11 protein-coding genes are annotated in these 20,496 nt (G+C 38.2%); 1 reads left to right on the forward strand and 10 read right to left on the reverse strand.

Annotation, left to right across the window (positions count from 1 at the left end; translation table 11 throughout):
- Window positions 1-33: 33 nt before the first annotated feature.
- From ACPWSR_RS02130 to ACPWSR_RS02140, 3 genes are all read right to left on the reverse strand, one after another.
- Window positions 34-555, reverse strand: coding sequence for a PadR family transcriptional regulator (locus ACPWSR_RS02130; RefSeq protein ID WP_426350050.1), 522 nt, complete (start codon window positions 553-555; stop codon window positions 34-36).
- 150 nt (window positions 556-705) lie between these two features.
- The gene (locus ACPWSR_RS02135) at window positions 706-2,637 is read right to left on the reverse strand and encodes an FAD-dependent oxidoreductase (protein ID WP_426350051.1); all 1,932 of its coding nucleotides are present in this window, start codon (window positions 2,635-2,637) and stop codon (window positions 706-708) included.
- Between the two features lie 299 nt (window positions 2,638-2,936).
- Window positions 2,937-4,877 carry an FAD-dependent oxidoreductase gene (locus tag ACPWSR_RS02140; RefSeq protein ID WP_426350052.1) on the reverse strand — a complete coding sequence of 647 codons (1,941 nt, stop codon included), beginning with the start codon at window positions 4,875-4,877 and terminating at the stop codon, window positions 2,937-2,939.
- Between the two features lie 192 nt (window positions 4,878-5,069).
- Here ACPWSR_RS02140 and ACPWSR_RS02145 point away from each other — a divergent pair, with 192 nt between their 5' ends.
- The gene (locus ACPWSR_RS02145; protein ID WP_426350053.1) at window positions 5,070-6,605 is read left to right on the forward strand and encodes a PucR family transcriptional regulator; all 1,536 of its coding nucleotides are present in this window, start codon (window positions 5,070-5,072) and stop codon (window positions 6,603-6,605) included.
- Window positions 6,606-6,850: 245 nt separating this feature from the next.
- On the opposite strand, the gene ACPWSR_RS02150 is transcribed toward ACPWSR_RS02145, so the two are convergent.
- The 7 genes from ACPWSR_RS02150 to atpG all read right to left on the reverse strand — a co-directional run bounded on the left by ACPWSR_RS02150 (window position 6,851) and on the right by atpG (window position 20,494).
- Window positions 6,851-15,223 (reverse strand): leucine-rich repeat protein, encoded by an 8,373-nt coding sequence (locus ACPWSR_RS02150; RefSeq protein WP_426350054.1) that lies wholly within the window; start codon window positions 15,221-15,223, stop codon window positions 6,851-6,853.
- A gap of 298 nt (window positions 15,224-15,521) precedes the next feature.
- Window positions 15,522-15,683, reverse strand: coding sequence for a hypothetical protein (locus ACPWSR_RS02155; protein WP_426350055.1), 162 nt, complete (start codon window positions 15,681-15,683; stop codon window positions 15,522-15,524).
- Between the two features lie 28 nt (window positions 15,684-15,711).
- Window positions 15,712-16,191: a GNAT family N-acetyltransferase gene (locus ACPWSR_RS02160; protein ID WP_426350056.1), complete on the reverse strand. Its 480-nt coding sequence runs from the start codon at window positions 16,189-16,191 to the stop codon at window positions 15,712-15,714.
- 288 nt (window positions 16,192-16,479) lie between these two features.
- Window positions 16,480-17,673: a methionine adenosyltransferase gene (gene metK, locus ACPWSR_RS02165; protein ID WP_426350057.1), complete on the reverse strand. Its 1,194-nt coding sequence runs from the start codon at window positions 17,671-17,673 to the stop codon at window positions 16,480-16,482.
- A gap of 58 nt (window positions 17,674-17,731) precedes the next feature.
- Complete coding sequence (gene atpC / locus ACPWSR_RS02170) at window positions 17,732-18,151, reverse strand: ATP synthase F1 subunit epsilon (protein ID WP_426350058.1); 420 nt, start codon at window positions 18,149-18,151, stop codon at window positions 17,732-17,734.
- A 19-nt stretch (window positions 18,152-18,170) separates the two neighbouring features.
- Window positions 18,171-19,580 (reverse strand): F0F1 ATP synthase subunit beta, encoded by a 1,410-nt coding sequence (atpD, locus tag ACPWSR_RS02175; protein ID WP_426350059.1) that lies wholly within the window; start codon window positions 19,578-19,580, stop codon window positions 18,171-18,173.
- Window positions 19,577-20,494: an ATP synthase F1 subunit gamma gene (gene atpG / locus ACPWSR_RS02180; protein WP_426350060.1), complete on the reverse strand. Its 918-nt coding sequence runs from the start codon at window positions 20,492-20,494 to the stop codon at window positions 19,577-19,579. The genes atpD and atpG overlap by 4 nt, the downstream gene beginning before the upstream one ends.
- Window positions 20,495-20,496: the final 2 nt, after the last annotated feature.

Genomic DNA, 20,496 nt, shown 5'->3' on the forward strand with positions numbered 1-20,496 from the left:
ATCAACTATATTTTATTATTAACCACACACAATCTACTCTGACTCAAAAGTTCTAAGACTTTTAACTAGCATAATTTCATTTGTGAGCATTCCTTTAGTATATATGTATAACTGCTTAGAAAAGGGCATATAGTCCTCTTCTCTTACCACTTGAATCATCTTATCCATAAAGTCCAACTGCTTTTCTAAATACTTAATTCTAGAAGTTAATAGCTTTTCTCTATTCTCTTCAGTAAGTAGGCTGAAGAAGGCTAGCTTATTGTGGAATTCGTTATTATTTGCCCCGGTGTCTTCGTTAACATCCTGAAGCAACCTTTGAAATATCTCTTTTCCTTTATCAGTGATGCTGTATAAAAATCTATTAGGACTTCCTTCCTGAATTTCAACTTCCTTAACTACTGCTCCCATCTCCTCAAATTTTTTCAATCGTGGATATAGGGTATTATTATTTAGCTTATAGGATTCTCCCAAAACAAAGGCAACATTCTTTTTAATTTTATAACCATGCTTAGGACCATGTATCAGCTGTGAAAGAATTAATATATCAATATACAAATTGAAGCCCCCTAGAATATCATTTATTTAACTGAATTTTTTCGTTACATTTAATATAAGTGCATATATTTTTCAAATAAAATATTAACATAAATAATTCTGAAAAAAAAGACCTGTAGAAGCCTACAGGTCATGTGGATGTCCCTTAAATTATATTGCTCTTCCTATAGCTGCAGCTTCCCAAATAGCATTGATTGCCTTTCTAGCCTGGAGAGCATCTCCTATAACATGGTAAGGATAATTCATATCCTTCAATATTTCCACCATTGTGTTGTCAGCTCTAGAGCCTACAGCCATAACAACTGTTCCAATTCCTTTAATCTCTTCATTAACAGCATCCTTTTCTATAACTATGCTGTTTTCTTTTATCTCAACACATTTAGAATCAGTATAGGTCTTAATATTATGCTTATTAATAAACTCTAAAGCAAATATCTTACGAAGGTGAACTAGCTCTTTAGCAACCTGATCAAGCATCTCTACTATTATTACTTCTTTGCCTTGAGAGGTTAGGAGTTCTGCAGTTTCTACCCCTACTAATCCTCCTCCTATGATTGCTACGGTATTCTCAGCTGTAGCGTTTCCACTTAAAATCTCATGAGCTGTAACCACATTTTCTTTATTATGGCCAGGTATAGGAGGTATTACAGGTTTAGAGCCGCTGGCTATAACCACTTCATCAGGATTAATCCCCAGAATAAGCTCTCTTGTCACCTCAGTATTTAATCTGATATCAACTCCAGCTCTTTCTGCAAGTCGTCCCATTTGAAGGGCAGCCTCTGACATCTCACCCTTAGTTGGAGCTTTACCAGCCAAATAGAATTGTCCTCCTAAACTGCTATTCTTTTCACAAAGTACAACCTCATGACCTCTTCGTTTTAATGTAGTGGCAGCCTCTAGTCCTGCTGCACCTCCACCTATAACTAGAACCTTCTTCTTAACCTCAGCAGGTTTAATTTCATATTCACTTTCTCTTCCGGTAGAAGGATTTCTTAAGCAGGCAGGTCCCACATGATCCTTATCAGGGCACTGTCCACCCACACAGCCTTGATTACAACCGATACATTTTATTATATCGTCTATTCTTCCTTCTATAGTTTTATTTACAAATTCAGGATCCGCAAGACTTGCTCTTCCTAAGGCAACAAAATCACATTTTCCTTCTTCAACGAGCTTATCAGCATAAACAGGATCATTAATTCTTCCTACTGCTATAACAGGTATAATTACAGCCTTCTTTATTGCTTCAGCATTAGGCACATTAAAGCCTACTGGTACATCAATTGGAGCAATTGTATACTGAAGGCGCTCAAAGAGACCATTGGATACATGGATAACATCAATCCCAGCCTCCTCCAGTAGCTTCGCTGCAATCACCGTATCTTCAATTGTTAATCCTTCAGGAACATATTCATTAGCAGTAATTCTATAGGATAAAGGAAAATCTTTTCCTACCTTCTCTTTTATATTTTTAACAACTTCTACGGCAAAGCGCGTTCTATTTTCAAGACTACCACCATATTCATCAGTCCTCTTGTTAGAATAAGCGCTCATAAATTGGTTCAGTAAATATCCATGAGCACCATGGAGCTCTACAGCATCAAAGCCAGCCTTTTTTGCCCTAACCGCTGCATCTCCATAGGCTTCTACTATCTCTTTAATCTGTTCTTTAGTCATCTCCAAAGGCATTTCCCTATATACAACATGAGGTATAGGAGAAGCTCCTATAATTGGTCTACCAGTAATTCTGCTGCTTGTCTGTCTACCCGCATGCCAGATCTGCAAGCATATCTTTCCACCAACTTCATGGACAGCATCCACTAGCTTCTTTAAACCAGGTATATACTTATCATCATAAGCTCCTGGAAGATGTGCTTCTGCTGTTGTAGGATGTACTGAAGAAAACTCTGTGATATTTAAAGCCATGCCTCCCTTTGCTCTCTCCACATGATAGTCTATCAATCCCTGAGTAATAAATCCCTGTTCATCAGACATATGGGTTCCCATTGCCGGCATTATGAACCTATTCTTTAAAGTTAACGTTCCAAACTTACCTTCCGATAAAACATTTTTCAATTCCATTTTATACCCCCCATTATTTTTACCACTATTTAACTAGTTTGTTATAGAACAAACCAATATAGGTTAAACTAACCTATGTTAGTTTAACTATATATCTTTGTTATTATTTTGTCAATACAGCATTGTAATTTTTTTACATAAAAATTATTAATCATAACTTTTCTTCTAAAACCTCTATTGTAATAAATAATTAAAAAAACCGCGGAGGTATCCACGGTTTTTCAATTATCATTATTAATAATTTATAAACACCAATACAATTAAAAATCGTTGTTTTAATTACAAGTTCACTATAATATTTATATCGCTCTAGCTATTTCAGCCGCCTCCGCAATTGCATCAATGGCTCTCCTTGGTTTTAAAGCATCTCCAATTACATAGTAAGGAATTTTCTTACCCTCACAGTAGCTCTTTAGCTCCTCATAATCATTAGAAGCAGAACCAATAGCTATTACTACATAGTCGCAAGGAAGCTCCTGAACCTCTCCATCTCTCTCGACTATGACGGATGTTTCTTTTATTTCCATGCATTTTGTATTCACAATGGTCTGGATTCCTTTCATATATAGGTTTTCCATAACGCATATTTTACGGAACACTCCCAGGTCCTTACCAACCGCATCCATCATTTCCAATACTGTGATTTTATTGCTTCCATCCTTTTCTGAGAGATATTCTGCTACTTCTAATCCCACTAGACCTCCACCAATTACAACTATATTTCCTTTAGCTGTTTCTTTTTCTTCCATTACATCAAAGGAATGAAGCACATGAGGAAGATCTTTTCCCGGTACATTCAGCTTTGCAGGTTTACCACCTGTGGAAATTATCACTGCGTCAGGATTATATTCTTCAATGAGAGAAGTTGTAACTTTGGTATTTATATTTATATCAATTCCCAGGCTTTGAGCCTGAGCTCCTCTTGAAATAGCTGCCTCTTTCATTTCTTCTTTTCTAGGAGCTAAGCCTGCCAATAAGAATTGTCCACCTAAATGATCAGATTCCTCCAGAATAGTGGGCATGTGTCCTCTTTGCTTCAAGGTTATTGCTGCTTCTAATCCAGCCATTCCCCCACCAGCAATCAAAACTTTCTTCGGCTCCGCTGTTTCTTTAAGTGCATATTCTTTTTCTCTTCCAACAGCAGGATTCCTTAAACAACTTAGAGACAAATTTCCTGGAGCCATAAAGCGGTCAACACAGCCTTGATTACATGCAATACAACGGATAATCTTATCCTCATCACCACTATAAGCCTTTTTGCAGAATTCTGGGTCAGCTATCTGGGCTCTACCCATAACAACCATATCTACCTTTCCAGATGAAATAATCTCTTCTGCCTGTTCTGGAGAATTAATTCTTCCCACAGCAATGGTAGTCATTCCTGTCTCCTTCTTTATTCTAGCTGCATTATCTACATTGAAGCTTCTCGGAATATCTATGGCTGGAACCTCATACTTTATGCCAGCACTATGTGCATTACCTCTAGAAACATCCAGAACATCTACTCCAGCTTTTTTAGCCATTTTGCAGAACTCTATTATATCCTCTATTGTAAGACCATTTTCCAAATAATCATCCTGGGCTACGATTCTCATAAGCAGAGGCATATCATCAGGTATATTTTTACGAATTTCTTTAATGCATTCCAAAGAATATCTAGCACGGTTTTCTAATGATCCACCATATTCATCAGTTCTTTTATTAATAGCAGCACTTAAGAAGGAATGAGGTGAATATCCATGAGCAGCATGATATTCTACACAGTCAAAACCAGTTTCTACAGCACGCTTAGCAGCCTCTCCAAAGGCTTCTACTACCTCTTGAATAGTCTCTACCGTTGCGCCTGGACATATCATACCTCCTAAATTTGTATCGCTAGGAACAATACACATAGCCTCTGGATCTCCTGAAACAGCAGCTACTCCACCCTGCCATAATTGAACACAAGCCTTTCCACCAGCATTATGAATTGCATCTGTAAATCTCTTTAATCCAGGATTACACTCATCGTCACAAATACGCATCAAAAAATCTCTAGGTGCAGATGGACCGTGAACAGCTGCTGCTTCAGTGATATTTAAACCATTACCTCCTAAAGCCCTAGCAACATGATAATCAATGAAGCTATCTGTAACATGTCCATTCTTAAGAAACCCACTTCCCATCGCTGGAAAAACAACTCTGTTTTTTAGCTGTAGCCCTCTTAATATAATTGGTTCAAATAAATTTTTATACTTCAATACCCTCTCCCCCTCATTTTTATTTTTATTATTATTGAATAATTAACTTTGGAGTTCCTTACAGTACTTCGTTAGTTAATAAATTAACAATTATATTGTAACAAATACAAATTAAGGAATCACTGCTATAAAATACAATATTTCTCTGCTGATTTGGTATTTTTATACTATAATAGACTTGAGGTGATTTTAATGGCAGTAAACTTTGACATTCTCCTATCAAAGCTCACTGAATACGAAATTGAAGTATCTAGAAGTAGACTTGGCAATTTGTCATATAAGGAAGTGAGATTACTTTATGATAAAGAATTAGCTATTGAAAAAAATGTCCTTTACTTAGGATATTTATCTATGATATCTGAAAGAGTACCTACTCTTAAGGATATTGGACTAATCCTTATAAAAGACTGCAACTTATCTCTACTACCAGAACAGGCTGATATAGCATTATTTCCTTACGAAACAAATATATTTAAGCTGTTTGATATGATATTAAATATCTTTCATTCTAATAGAAAGATTGTGGACAGCTCTGCTGAACTGCTAAATTCTTTGATAAAAGGAAAGGGGCTCGATTATATAGTACAGGTTGGTTCAGAAATCCTTGGTAATCCAGTATTTTTAGTAGATGCCTCCTCTAAACTTTTAGCTTCATCAATCAATACAGCTATAGATGATACCTTTTGGAATGACCTATCCTCTCTTGGCTATGGAAATGATAAGAACTTAACTCCATATGTTCATGAAGGCTTTGTAAATCAAGTTATTAATAACCCACAGCCCGTTCTAATAACTCCTAGGACTCCTAACAACTTGAAAAGAATTGTTGGAAAGATAAAGATAAATGATAATATTATTGGCTATATAGGCGTTTTAGAAAATAATAGAAAGCTTAAAACGGAAGATGTTCAAATAACTGAACTTCTTTGCGACGTGATAGCCTCTGAAATGCAAAAAAGCAAACTCTACGATAATCTTACAGGGGTTAAGCACGAGTTTCTTATAGTTGACCTCCTTGAAGAGCGAATAGGTAATGAGAGTATGGCAAAGGAAAGAGCAAAGGCTTTATTTCCAGTGGTCAATAAGAACATATTCGTGGCTGCTGTTAATATTGTGGAAAATAGCACCAATTCACGGCTTCTTAGTTATTTAAGATGGACATTTGAAGTCAATTTACCCTCCTGTAAATCAGCCTATTATAATGAAAATATTATTCTAGTTATAAATACTAAGAGTAATAATCAATGGCAAGAAATTAAAAAATCACTGATAAATATATTGAAAAGAAATAATCTAATAGCTGGATTAAGCATTAGATTTGAAAATATTATCGATATTAGAAAGTATTATATACAAGCAGAAAGGGCGTCAAAGCTAGGCAAGCTCCTAAAAAAAGATGCCGTTCTTTTCGATTATGATGATTTATATGTTCACGATATGTTAAATAATCTAAATAAAGATATAAACCCAAAGGACTTCTGTCATCCAGGTATTCTGAAAATACAGGATTATGATAAATCTTACGGAACGGACTATTATACTACCTTGTATGAATACCTTATATGTGGTGGAAACATAACACTTACAGCCAACCGGCTATTTACCCATAGAAATACAGTTGTTCATCGAATCGCTAAGATACAAGAGATAACTGATATTGATATAAGTGATGGAAACAACCGTTTTAAACTTCTTTTATCATATCGCATTATGGAACTTTCTGAATAGCATCTATAGCTCCTTATATATTCTTTTACTAAAGTACTATGCAAACCCGCCTAAGGCTCCAAAGGACAACGTCTTGGTAATAATAGCTGGCAACACAAATCTGTGGAGTACGAGGTGTGTTGTTATTTCATCGCTCACGAAAAAGACTGCCTCCTGATTTTTCAGGAAGCAGTCTTAATATATAGTTCTATTTATTCATGTAAGGATCCCTTGATTCACAGAGGATGTCCAGAATGAACATAAATTTAATTCAGCATATGTCTTATAGATGTATTTGTTCTTTTTCCTCCCTTCCCTTTACCGTTATCATTGTTCTTATCTTTATTATTCTTGTTATCCTTATTCTTGTCCTTGTTATCCTTATTCTTCTTATCCTTATTTTCCTCCTTGTTATCCTTCTTCTTTTTATCCTTGCCCTTCTTTAATTTTTTCAAGGCTTTTTCTGAATCTTTAAGCTTGTCATAGTTTTCTACCTTAGCTTTTTCCTTGGTACTTAAGGCATTATAGGCAGCTCTAGCAGCCATTATGGCTTCCTCATCCTCTAAGGTTACCTCTCCTATAGCAGCGATGGCCTTTTCTACTGCTTCAACTCTTGCAGCAGATGAAGCCTCTTCCTCTGCCTCAGCCTTTAGCTTCGCAAGGGTCTCTTCCGCGGTAGTGAGCTTGTTATAGTTATCTATCTTAGCTTTTTCATCCTCACTTAAAGCATCATAGGCATTTCTAGTTGCTTTGATAGCTTCCTCATCTTCTAAGGTTACCTCGCCTATAGCTTCGATAGCATTCTTTACTGCTTCTACTCTTGCAGCCGATGCAGCTTCTTCCTCTGCCTTAGCCCTTAGCTCTGCAAAAGTTTTTTCTGCCTCTAAGAGAAGATTATAGTTTTCAACTAAAGCCTTCTGCTCCTCTGTAAGAGCATCATAAGCTGCTCTGACTGCCTTTATAGCCTCCTCATCCTCTAAGGTAATTGGATTAGGTAATGCAGCTATTAAATTCACTACTCCATTAGCAGCAACCTGATTCTCAGCCTGTACTAATACAGCTTGATTACTTACAAGCACCTTCTGAGCATCTGTAAGTGCATCATACATAGCCCTTACTTCTGCTACTCTGCTCTTATCCTCTGAGGTTAAGCCATCTACAGGCTTAAGAGCTTCTATAGCTTTTACCACTGTAGAGGCAGCTTCTTCATCAGAATTTAAGCCATTGATAGTAACAAATACGTATTTTTCAGGACCATATACAGCAGCTTCATCTTCACCCTTAACAGCTGTTACACGATAAGCATAGGTTAATCCTATAACAAGATTTTCATCGAGATAGCCATTTTCTGTTACATTTCCTAAGTCTTCAAAGCCATCAAAGAGGTAGGTAAGCTGGTCATCTGTATTTACTTCCTTAGCAACGGATCTCTCAACCTTGTAGCTAGTAGCCCACTGTGGAGTAGACCAATCAACTTGTACATTATGGGTATTATCCACCTGAACTGCTGTTAAGGATTCTAAGCCCAGCATGTTGTCCACAGTCATTTCCGTAACACTACCATTTGCAGTGTAGAAGAATGCCTTCCATACTCTGCTATCATATCCTTGTCCACCTTCAGGATAATAAAGATTAAGAGCTAAATCTTTATTATTACCACTATTTATATCAAAATAGAAATTCTTAAAGGTTCCATAATAGCCTATTTGAGTTGTGTGTCCAGATAAATAGGTGCTAAGCTCAAGAAGTGGGGCATAAGTTCCATTAAAGATGTAGTCATTGAGATTTTCACATCCATAGAAGGCCTGATCTCCAACTCTCTGAAGAGTAGATGGGAAGTGAACCTTCTTTAGATATTTATTATTGTAGAAGCTCTTGTATCCAACTCTTGTAGTTCCCTCTGGAATCACATACTCTTCAGCAGTTCTTCCCATAGGATATATCCTCAAGGTTTTTTCATTATAATCATAGAGAACTCCATCAATATCTACATAATTATAGCTTCCATCAGTAACATAAATGTTTTGTAATGCACTGCTGCCAGCGAATGGATTTGTAGCTACTTCGGTTGCTATATAGCTCACACTCTTAGGTATGGTGATTTCTGCTAAAGCAGTGCAACCAGAGAATGCTCCTCCCATAATCTCAACTATTCCCTCTTGCAGGGTGACATTCTTTAATGCAGTATTTCCTCTAAAGGCATTATCTCCAATTGTTACTACCGTTCCAGGAATCACAATGGATTCTAAGGCAGTACTTGATGAGAAGGCATTGCTTCCTATTGATGTTAAGCCCCTAGGCAGGGTTACTGAAGTTAGATTTATACAATTGCTAAAGGCCATACTTCCTATAACTATACCATTATTGCTTCTTTCAAATACAACAGTTTCTATATTTGAGCCAGAGAAAGCACTGGAGCCTACAGAGGTTACATGTCCAGGTATAATTATCTTCTTCAAGCTCTTATTATTAGCAAACATGCTGCTAGGTATAGAGGTCATGCTATCTGGAATTGTAAATTCTGTTGTAGTATTGCCTAATGGCCAGATATGGATTGCACCGGTATCCCTTACTATTAGTAAACCTTCAACAGTACTAGTATATACAGCATTACTCTCATCCACAGTAATTTTTTCTAGATACCTAGTGTAGTTAAAGGCATTGGTAGGAATAGTATTTACCTTGGAAGGTATAACTACTTCCTTAATAGGCTCTACATTTCCATAGCTGCTGCTGGTACCATAGTAGTTCATATAGGCAAAGGCCTGGGTTCCTATGGTTTCTAAGGTTTCTGGTAATACCAGATTATTGATGCTATAGCTCTGATAAAATGCACTATTACCAATAGATTTTACCTTTGTTCCTGATAGATCCAGAGAGGTAAGCTGATGCGGGAAGTAGAATGCGTTATTTCCTATAGTCTCCAAGGAGCTAGGCCATACAAATTCCTTCAAGGATGAACTTCTATTAAAGGCATAATTCCCTATAGCAGTAACCTTATCAGAAACTGTTATTTTCTCAGCCTTTAAAGCTTCAGAGAAGGCATAAGCAGGAATAACTGTTAACCCACCAGTGTTAATCTCTATCGCTACCTTACATCCAGCGAAGGCATAATCACCTAATGTTTCAAGGCTCTGTGGCAGTATAATACTGGTAACGCTATTACAGTTTCTAAAGGCGTCCTTACCAATGGATATTAATCCCTCCTGGAAGGTTAAACTAGTTAATGAAGTACAATTTTGGAACGCTCCATTGCCTATTGATTTTAATGTTGCTGGGAATTCTACTGCTTTTAGCTTAACACAACCATAGAAGGCATTATTACCTATAATCTCTACACTGTTTCCCATCACTAGTGTGGTTAGGGATGAAGCATTGTAGAAGGCAGCTTCTCCAATATAGGTTGTAGAATTAGGTATTTTAAGCTCTACCAAATTAACAGCTCCATAGAAGGCATAATCTCCAATATAGGTTACGGAATCAGGGATGGTAACACTAGTAAGATTCTTTGCCACAGCATAGAAGGCTTCATCTCCTATGACCTCCAAGCTCTCTGGAAGTACTACCTCAGTTCCAGTGAAAGTTGGGGGCACATATAAAAGGTAAGTCTTATCTTTATTGTAAACAAATCCATTTTCATCAACGGTAAGATTAGCATTTCCTTCCTCAACTACTATACCTTTGAATTTTGTAGCACTAACAAAGGGCTGAGATTCCATAGCACCGAGCTCTGCCTCAAACTTAGAGTTAGCAGAGAATACTATCGTTTCTAGATTAGCACTGTTCTTAAAGGCATTTTTACCAATCTTAGTAACCTCATCAGGAACTTCAAAATTCACCAATGAAGTATTCCTCTCAAACATTCCTTCTCCTATTGTGGTGAGCTTTCCTGTTACCGTAGTTAAAAGCTCATTGTAAGTAAAGACTCCTTTACCTATGGTAGCAGGACTTCCTTTAAACTCAACAGTTTCCATACCACTTACCACTACTCTATCCACTAATCTTCTTGAGTAGGCAAAGGCTAAATTACCTATACTTTCAACGGTTTCTGGTATAACTAGGTGTTTTAAGCTATATGCACTATGGAAGGCTGAATCTCCAAGGACTGTTACATTCTTAAGATCAGGCAGCTCTGTTATGGAATATAACCCCATAAAAGTTTTTTGAGGAAGCGCTGTGAGCTTAGATGATATAACAACCTTAGTTACATTTGTATTCATCTGCCACTGACCACCTACAGGGTCTAAGGTAGTAATTGAATCAGGCATTATGATTTCCGTAAAGCTTTGGCAGTTATAGAAGGCCTCTGCACCTATAGTAGTAACAGTTTCAGGTATAGTTACATTGTTTAATGACTTACAATTATAGAAGGTTCTTGTAGCTATCTCTGTTAATCCATTAGGTAATGTTATATCCTTTAACACTTCACTATTCTGGAAAGCCCCTTCTCCTATAGAGGTCATGGTTTCCGGAAGATCCACACTAACTAAAGCATCACAGTCATAAAAGGCTCTATATCCGATTGTCTCCACGGATTCTGGTAGGTTAACTACTTTTATATAGTCATTATTATTAAATGCATTATCTGCTATGGCAGTTACACCCTCTGGTACATTTACTATAGCTTCCTGTCCTGTATAACTTACCAATGTCGTGCCATTAATAACAAAGCTTCCTGTGGATTTCTTAACAGTAACTGTGAAGGAAGCTTTCCCTCCTCCATTAGTAGTACCAGTAATAGTAGCTACTCCAGGAGAAACACCAGTTACAATTGCAGCAGGAACCTGGGAGCCTGAAGATAAAGTAGTTCCAGCAGCTGCTGTAGCTATAGCTTCATTACTACTAGACCAAGTAACTACTCTATTCGTAGCATTGTAAGGATTCCAATTCATTATACGATTTGCTGCGCTAGCATCAACAAATACATCTAAGCTTGAGCTGTAAACCTCAAAGTCTGTAGCCTCTATAGGTGATACAGCCTCCTCTAGCACTGTAACGGTGATAGTATCATTAATGGAAGAACTATCGGTACTTGCAGCCGTGATTGTAGCAGCACCAGCCTTTAGACCTGTTATTTCTCCATCCCTCACCATAACTACACTTTCATCGGAAGAGGACCATATAAGCCCCTTATTAGTGCTGTTTTCTGGAAGGACAGCAGCAGTAAGCTTTGCCACCTCATTAGTCTTTATAGTAAGCTCTTCAGCACTGAGCTCTACAGTTTCAGGAGCTACTTTAGGTATCACCACCTTATAGACACCTTCATTCATAGCATAATCATATGCTAAAATATAGAAGGTTCCCTCAAAGAGATTATCATAGAAGTCTGTAACATCGAAGGTAATCTTGCTCTCTTTATCAGGTGTACTATCATAGATAGGTGTCATATATTCATAGTAGTTTTTTCCTGGTACTATTGCACCATTAGGGTTGGTGTAACTAAATTCTTTAGCAGCAGAGTATAGGGTTGCTGCCATGAGATAGTTACTATCTTCTAAAACAACGTCAAGATACATATTACCATCGCTGCCCTCATAAAATTGCAGGCTATCTCTATTTACTACATATGGCGCTTCTCCATCCACGTTTAAATCAAAGGAGTAGGAGGTTTCGCCCTTAGTATTTTGTGGCTCATCATAATCAAGGTTAAGATCTACATTATAGGTAAGCCTTGTATTACTGTCTAATCCAGAGTAGTTCAAAAGGGTTGGCCAGGTATCTCCCACATAGCCAGGAAGTATGGAATCATTATTATATCTAGCCCTTCTTGTATTAATTACAGTTTTTTCAAAGTAAATTTCATCAGTATCCTTATCAGCTATGGTTATATGGGCGCTCTTAGCTCCTCTTAAAAGTCCTCCCGCTAAGGGATAAAGATTACTAAGTCCGTTACCCATTCCTAAACCCATAGCTATCTTATCCATAGATCTCTCAGGCACCTTTGCACCTTCTGGTAGGTTAAAGGCATAAGCACCAGCAGGGAATACATACATCAATCCATATACGCCCAGAATATCCGTAGCATACATAAGTGGGCTTTCATCACTGAAGGCATCTACATCCATTAAAGGAGCTTCTGTCCAGTCTCCAAAGAAGCCCAGATAAGGTATTGATAAATCGGAATCCTCTTCATTCAATGCATCAAGGTTCACAAAGCCTTCTACATAGATACCATTTTCAAAGGTATCTCTCATATACTTTTTATCCTCTTCACCAAGGACTACTTTAACAGTTACTTCAGCATCACCATTACCACTAACTGTTAAGGTATTTCCATTAAGAGAGCCCTTTCCAGCTACAGTAATATTGCTGGTATCAGCATTCTTTAAAGGATACCCCTTTTCCATAGTGGTTTTGCCATCCTTAGAAGCCGTTTCTGTCTGTACCAAGGTAGATATATCGTAAGATATAGCCTTAGAGGTCATATTCACCACATGGAAGGAGATATCATAAACACCTACTTCAGCTTTATCATCTCCTAGCTCCACCTTAGGCTTGTCTTCACCCTTTACATAAAGATAAGCTTTTGAATTAAGAGCTGCATCTATATCTACTACTCCAGCCCCCTGCTTTCTTGGGGAATAAGTAACACCATCCTTATCTAAATAAGGAACTGCAGTACTCATATATAACCGGTTACTAAGAGTTTCTATATCCTGATAAGATAATGTAGGGAATCTCTGTGAAAGATATTGCTTCATTATTGCACTAGCTCCGGCCATATAAGGTGATGCCATGGAAGTACCGCTCATATATTCATATCTTCCTCCGGGAACAGCTGAATATATATCTCCACCAGGAGCAGTAATTTCTGGCTTCAGCTCCAGGCTTGGAAGCGGTCCCCAGGATGAGAAGTCAGACATGGTAGTATAGCCTTGAACCTCATCATTAATGGTAACCTTCTTATCCTCTAGCTTTCCTAAGGCTTGTCCACCACCTAAAGATAATGCAGCAGTAGGTATCATATAATTGTCTATAGCCATATTAAGAAGATAGCCATCTCTATTATTATAAATGAAGCAGGCTATAGCGCCGTTGTTAGCTGCATTAACTTGCTTATCATTAAAGGTGATGCCTCCACCACGCTGTACCACTGCTATTTTCCCCTTAACATCTATGTTGGCATAATCCTCTGGTGAGCCATAACCAGGAACCATAACATATTCATAGGTGCCTGCCTTAAGCTCATCAACAAGCTTATGACCACTGATATCATTGTAGGGTATAGCTTCCTCACCAGCCATAAAGCTGCTGGTAGCTGATGCATTGATGCTGGCTACACTTAAAGCCATATCATAAGCTGAAGGGGAAGATATTATTCCTGAATCCGGATTGCTAGTTAAAGGTAAATCCCCTGCGGAGCTTCCTTGATAGGCGTTGTAGGAGTTTCCTGCTGAGATATTAAGAATTATTCCACTTTCCGCTACTAAATCGTAAATCTCCTCTAATAGAGAGCCTGCTTCCTCTTGTCCAAAGCCTCCCGATGATCCAAGGCTCAAGTTTAAGGCATCAACCCCTAATAAAACTGCATCACTGAGAGCTGCAAGAATATCCACTGTGGTTGCTCCATTGCTGCTATCGCTGAAAACCTTAAATATAGCTAGCTGAGCCTCTGGTGCTACACCACTGAAGGTAACATCACCATTACTGGCTATAGTCTTACCGGCAGCTATTCCTGCTACATGGGTACCATGATCATTGCCGTAGTTTGTTACTGATGATGGACTCGGATTAACATCAGGATCTACATCAGCATAGTCAAAGGCAAAGGGCACCTTTTCACTTACATAAAGATCATCTAGTTCTAAGAGACTATCTAAGCTTCCATCGAAGTTTTCCTGAGCATACCAGTAGGAAGCGTAGGAATAGAGACTTATCATATTGTCAGGAGTAATGGTATGTAGCATCTTCTTCAGGTCATTCTTTGTTAATTCCGCATCCTCTACACCATTTACAAAGGCTTCATGGTTGTAATCAAGACCTGTATCTAGAATACCTATTACCGTGCCTTCACCCTGAAAGTCAGAAGTATTGGCATAGCCACTGGTTGCAAGGGAATTAACCACGCCTCCCATGACCTCTTCACCGTCAACATTGTCCTCCTTCTCATAGAGAATAGAAAGCACTACACTTTCAACATTCTCCAGCTGGCTGATCTCTGGAACCTTTCCATATTCAACGGACATAGAGAAGCCATTAAGTAGTGTGGTATAACTGTATTTTGTATCTACCTCTATACCCAGGTCTTGGATTTCCTCCTTAACCTCTTCTTGAGACTCTGTAATATCAGCTATTTCTGATTTACCTGTGTCGCTGACAGCAAAGTCAGATATGGTCATGGAGTCAAGTCCTAGATTGTTACGACGCTGAACCAAGGAATCACCCTTGACAGTAACTATTACCTCTACCACATCGGTCAGAGCTGGAATGTCATAATCCTCCAAAAGCATTGGATCACTATTTTCCTTTAAGAGCTCAATACGCTTTTCTTCTACAAGCTCTTCCTCAGTTGCCTCAAGCTCTATAGCCTGATTCACTCTACTAAACCAGGCTCCCAAGGCTAGTACTTCTATAGGAACGGTGGAAACAACCATTATTGCAGATAAGAACAAACAAATAAAACCTTTGTATCTCCTCACTTTTTACCCTCCTTTATTCTATATAAAATAAAAATTTGAAATTGTGTTTATTTAATAAAATATATAGATTATTTTGAATTTATAGCTAATTTTAGAGTAAATAGTATTTATTGTCAACGCTTTAAAGCAATAATGTGATAAAAATTAACTCGACAAATTATTTATTGTTACTTTTTGATTTTTATTACTTATCATTAAAACTGGAGTCATAAAAAAAAGAGCTCTTTTGAAGAGAACAGCTTCATTAGCACTCTACTTCAAAAAAGCCCGTATTACCTAGGAGTATATTTTTTCTAATCTACTTTTCACTACTCTCTTCAGAGATAGTCCTTCCCGCATCAATCAACACTTTACTATTGAACGAAATATTGTTCATATCTTTATATATTCTTTTATTAAAGTACCATGCAAACCCTCCTAAGGCTACTCTTTTTGAAAAACTACTTATATCTATTACCATTCCAATGAAAGTAAACTACATCTATAGTTTATTCTCCCATATCCTTTAATGTATCCCCAGTTATGCGATATACAGTCCAATCCTCCATTGGCTCTGCTCCTAGGGATAAATAAAAGTCAATGCTTGGCTTGTTCCAGTTGAGACACCACCACTCAAGACGACCGCATCCACGTTCTACGGCTATTTTGGCCAATTGCTTTAGAGTAGCCTTTCCATAGCCCTTACCTCGGTATTCAGGCAAGATAAATAAATCCTCTAAATAAATACCTGCTCGTCCAAGAAAAGTTGAGAAATTATGAAAGAACAGCGCAAAGCCAATCTCTTTTCCATTCTCTAAAGCAAAAATAACCTCTGCTTTCTTCTTTTCAAAAATCCATTCCCCCAGCAATTCTTCTGTGGCTACTACTTCCTCTGACATTTTTTCGTAGGCAGCTAACTCTTTTATAAAGTATAATATTTTCTCTGTATCTCCCTCAGTGGCATATCTAAATTGCAAATTGGTTTCCATAAAGCCTCTCCTTAATCTTAGTAATATTTATATATAATATAATTGTAAATAATATCCTCAATACTATCAACAAAATATATAGTATATAAAATAACCGAAGAAATTCTCCTCAACAGAGAATTCCATGGGAATTCTTAAGCAAGAAGGCAGTACACATATAGATATTCATTAGTAATAATTATCGAGGAATACATTGAATACCACAACACAGTACATCTTCAGATGAATCAAGAAAACTGCTGGTAACATCATGTGCTACCAGCAGGAAAATTTATATTGTTTATATAACTAACTTTTATTTAACTGTCTTATATATTCCTTTATTTCTCCTACCTTATTAAGCTGCTCCCAAGGTAACTTAACATCTGTTCTCCCAAAATGTCCGTAGGCTGCTGTAGCCTGGTAAATTGGTCTTCTTAATCTCAAGTCCCTTATGATTGCAGCAGGTCTTAAATCAAATATACTATTAATAATTTTAATTATCTCTTCATTAGGAAGCTTTTCTGTATTAAATGTATCTACAGCAATTGATACAGGCCTGGATACACCAATTGCATAGGCAATCTCCACCTGAAGCTTATCAGCCACTCCAGCAGCTACAAGATTCTTAGCTATCCACCTTGCAGCATAAGCCCCGGACCTATCAACCTTTGTAGGATCCTTTCCTGAGAAAGCACCTCCCCCATGGCTTCCATAACCACCATAGGTATCTACTATGATTTTTCGTCCTGTTAAGCCCGAATCCCCCTGGGGGCCTCCAACAACAAATCTTCCTGTGGGATTAATATAAAACTTCGTATCCTCATCTATAAGTTCCTTTGGAACTATAGCATTTACCACTTCCTTCATTATATCATTACGAAGTTTATCCTGCTGAACCTCCTCTCCATGCTGAGTTGATATTACTATTGTATCTATTCTTACAGGTCTGTCATCTTCATACTCAACAGTAACCTGTGTCTTCCCATCAGGTCTTAAATACTCCAACACTCCGCTCTTTCTTGCCTCTGTTAATCGCCTTGCTAGCTTATGAGCCATATCTATAGCCATGGGCATATATTCCTCTGTTTCATTGGTGGCGAAGCCAAATACCATACCTTGATCACCGGCACCAATGGCTTCTAACATGTCCTTTTCAGCTTTTTTCCCTTTTATGGATTTATCAACACCTAGTGCTATATCTGGAGACTGTTCATCGATAGAAGTCAATACAGCACAGGTATCACAATCAAAGCCATATTTAGCACTATCGTATCCAATTTTCCTTATGGTATCTCTTACAACCTTAGGTATATCAACATAACACTTTGTTGTTATTTCTCCCATAACTAATACCATACCAGTGGTAACGGCAGTTTCGCAGGCTACCCTTGCTTCTGGGTCCTTACTGATAATAGCGTCTAATATCGAGTCAGATATTTGATCACAAATTTTATCAGGATGTCCTTCTGTAACAGATTCTGATGTAAATAATCTCTTCATACAATCACGAATTTGACTCCAATCAAAAACGCTTATCACCTCTTATAAGAATTAATCTTTATATTTTTTTATTTCCATACTTATTTATTATATCTAAACGGCTTAAGGCCCTGGCCATGGCAGCCCTGGAGCGATGGAATTCTTTGAGGTCTTCCTTGTGCTTCAATTTCTCCAATGCTCTCTCCTTGGCCTCTAGAGCTCTCAGCTCGTCAATTTCTTCAGGACGCTCTGCACTGCTCACAAGTACTATTACTACGTCCTTCTGCACCTTTGCAAAGCCCGAGCCTGAAGCGGCAACTATCCTTTCCTGACCTGCAGTGGTTATTCTCAGCTCCCCAGGAACTATTCCTATAACCATCTCCTCATGGTTAGCCAGTATTCCTATTTCTCCGTCCACAGTAGTTAGCGTAATGGATTCAACATCGCCTTCGTAGAAAACACGATCACTGGCCAGTACTTTAATCTTGAAAATAGTCATTTACATCCCCCCATCCTTTTCATTGTAGAGGACTAAGATTCGCTTTCTTTATTACATCATCAATACCACCAACGTTGAAAAATGCCCACTCGGGATATTCATCCATCTCACCGTTGATGATTGCCTTAAAGCCTCTAATAGTATCCTTTACCGGTACATATTTACCAGGAACCCCTGTGAAGTTTTCAGCTACATGGAAAGGTTGAGAAAGAAATTTTTGAATTTTTCTAGCACGATATACTATAAGCTTATCCTCATCGGATAGCTCGTCCATACCTAGTATTGCTATAATATCTTGAAGGTTCTTATACTTCTGAAGTATTTCCTGTACCTTTCTGGCAGTATTATAGTGCTCTTCCCCTACCACATCTTCCTCCAGTATACGGGAGGTGGATTCAAGGGGATCAACGGCTGGATATATACCCTGTTCCACTATCTTTCTGGATAAAACCGTTGTAGCGTCAAGGTGAGCAAAGGTTGTTGCCGGAGCCGGGTCAGTGAGATCATCAGCAGGTACATATACAGCCTGCACTGAAGTTACGGAACCATTCTTAGTAGATGCTATTCTCTCCTGAAGCTCTCCCATATCAGTAGACAAGGTTGGCTGGTAGCCTACGGCAGAAGGCATACGTCCAAGAAGTGCTGATACCTCAGAACCTGCCTGAACAAAACGGAAAATATTATCTATGAAGAGAAGCACATCCTGATGGTCATGGTCTCTGAAGTACTCTGCCATGGTAAGTCCGGATTCAGCAACTCTCATACGAGCTCCCGGTGGTTCATTCATCTGTCCAAACACCAGGGCGGTCTTTGATAAAACTCCTGATTCTCTCATCTCTGTCCATAGGTCATTTCCTTCTCTAGAACGCTCTCCTACTCCTGTAAATATTGAGTATCCCCCATGTTCTGTAGCTACATTAGTGATGAGCTCTTGAATGAGCACTGTTTTACCTACTCCTGCTCCTCCGAAGAGTCCGATCTTTCCGCCCTTAGCGTAAGGAGCCAGAAGATCTATCACCTTTATTCCCGTTTCCAGCATCTCAACTACAGGGCTCTGATCCTCAAAGCTCGGAGGCTCCCTGTGAATAGACCATTTTTCAACAGCCTCTATTTTATCCCCATCATCTATGGTATCTCCAAGAACATTAAAAAGTCTTCCTAGGGTTTTTTCTCCTACTGGAACCATTATTTCAGTTCCGTAGGAGGTAACCTCCATACCCTTTCTAAGACCTTCACTGGCAGCTAGCATGATACAGCGAGCCACGTTATTTCCTACATGCTGTGCCACCTCCATGACGGTTCTTGTACCGTCATTATCCAGCTCCAAAGCTTCCTTTATACGGGGGAGATACCCGGCCTCAAAAGTCACATCAACAACAGGGCCTGCAATTCGTATTATTTTACCAATATGTATTGACTGCTTTTTCATGATAACGAATGATCTCCTTCCTTAAACTTCATTTTTTTCTTATTCTTCTGCGCTCTAGCCCCGCTTACCACCTCGGTAATTTCCTGTGTTATATTGGCCTGACGCAGCCGATTATAAACAATGGACATTTCCTGGAGCATAATCTTAGCGTTTCTTGTGGCACTCTCCATGGCCATAACACGAGCATTCTGCTCACTAGTATAGGACTCCATAAGAGTGGCGAATATATAGCCAGTTAAATAATCCGGAACCAGAGCAGAAACAATCTCTTCCGCAGAAGGATATATAGGAAGCTCTGAGGCTGCTTCTCTAACTTGAAAATTCTCCTTAGAAAGGGGAAGCAGTTTTTCAATAATAGTTTTTGAAGAAATAGCACTTTCATTTTTTGTATAGATCACGTATATTTCATCAGCCTTCCTGCTTAAGTACATATCTACAAGCTCATCTGCAATAAGCCTTGCTTTCTTCAAGGTGGGATTAGAAGCAGTAAACTGAAAATCCTTTTTTAGATTATACTCCTTCTTGGAGAAAAAATGGTATCCGAATATACCAACGGTGCAGAAACAGCTTTCTTCTCCTGCATTTTTCTCCATGTGTTCTAGTGCAAGCTTGCATGCATTGTGATTATAAGCTCCTGCAAGCCCCTTATCTCCTGTTATGACTAAATAACATGTTTTTTTCTTTGAGATTTTCTGATTTTCCTCATCTTCAAAGAAGATATAGGGAGCACTAGGAAATCTCTTGATTATATCATGCATAGTCTTCTGGAGCTCTTCAAAGAACGGCTCCGTTTTATTCAATGCTCTTTTAGCCTGCTTCAATTTAGTAGTAGAAATCATATGCATTGCATTAGTTATTTTCATTGTATCCCTAACGCTGTTCATCCTGTTTTTAATCTCTCTAACATCTGCCATAG

The organism is Alloiococcus sp. CFN-8, from assembly GCF_049943125.1.
GTDB lineage: Bacteria > Bacillota > Clostridia > Clostridiales > Clostridiaceae > JAEXZL01.

Excerpts from the sequence above, each read along its gene's own strand:
- ACPWSR_RS02135 (WP_426350051.1), bottom strand. The coding sequence starts at position 2,637 with ATGGAATTGAAAAATGTTTTATCGGAAGGTAAGTTTGGAACGTTAACT.
- ACPWSR_RS02145 (WP_426350053.1), top strand. The coding sequence starts at position 5,070 with ATGGCAGTAAACTTTGACATTCTCCTATCAAAGCTCACTGAATACGAA.
- ACPWSR_RS02155 (WP_426350055.1), bottom strand. The coding sequence starts at position 15,683 with ATGGTAATAGATATAAGTAGTTTTTCAAAAAGAGTAGCCTTAGGAGGG.
- ACPWSR_RS02160 (WP_426350056.1), bottom strand. The coding sequence starts at position 16,191 with ATGGAAACCAATTTGCAATTTAGATATGCCACTGAGGGAGATACAGAG.
- metK (WP_426350057.1), bottom strand. The coding sequence starts at position 17,673 with ATGAAGAGATTATTTACATCAGAATCTGTTACAGAAGGACATCCTGAT.
- atpC (WP_426350058.1), bottom strand. The coding sequence starts at position 18,151 with ATGACTATTTTCAAGATTAAAGTACTGGCCAGTGATCGTGTTTTCTAC.
- atpD (WP_426350059.1), bottom strand. The coding sequence starts at position 19,580 with ATGAAAAAGCAGTCAATACATATTGGTAAAATAATACGAATTGCAGGC.
- atpG (WP_426350060.1), bottom strand. The coding sequence starts at position 20,494 with ATGGCAGATGTTAGAGAGATTAAAAACAGGATGAACAGCGTTAGGGAT.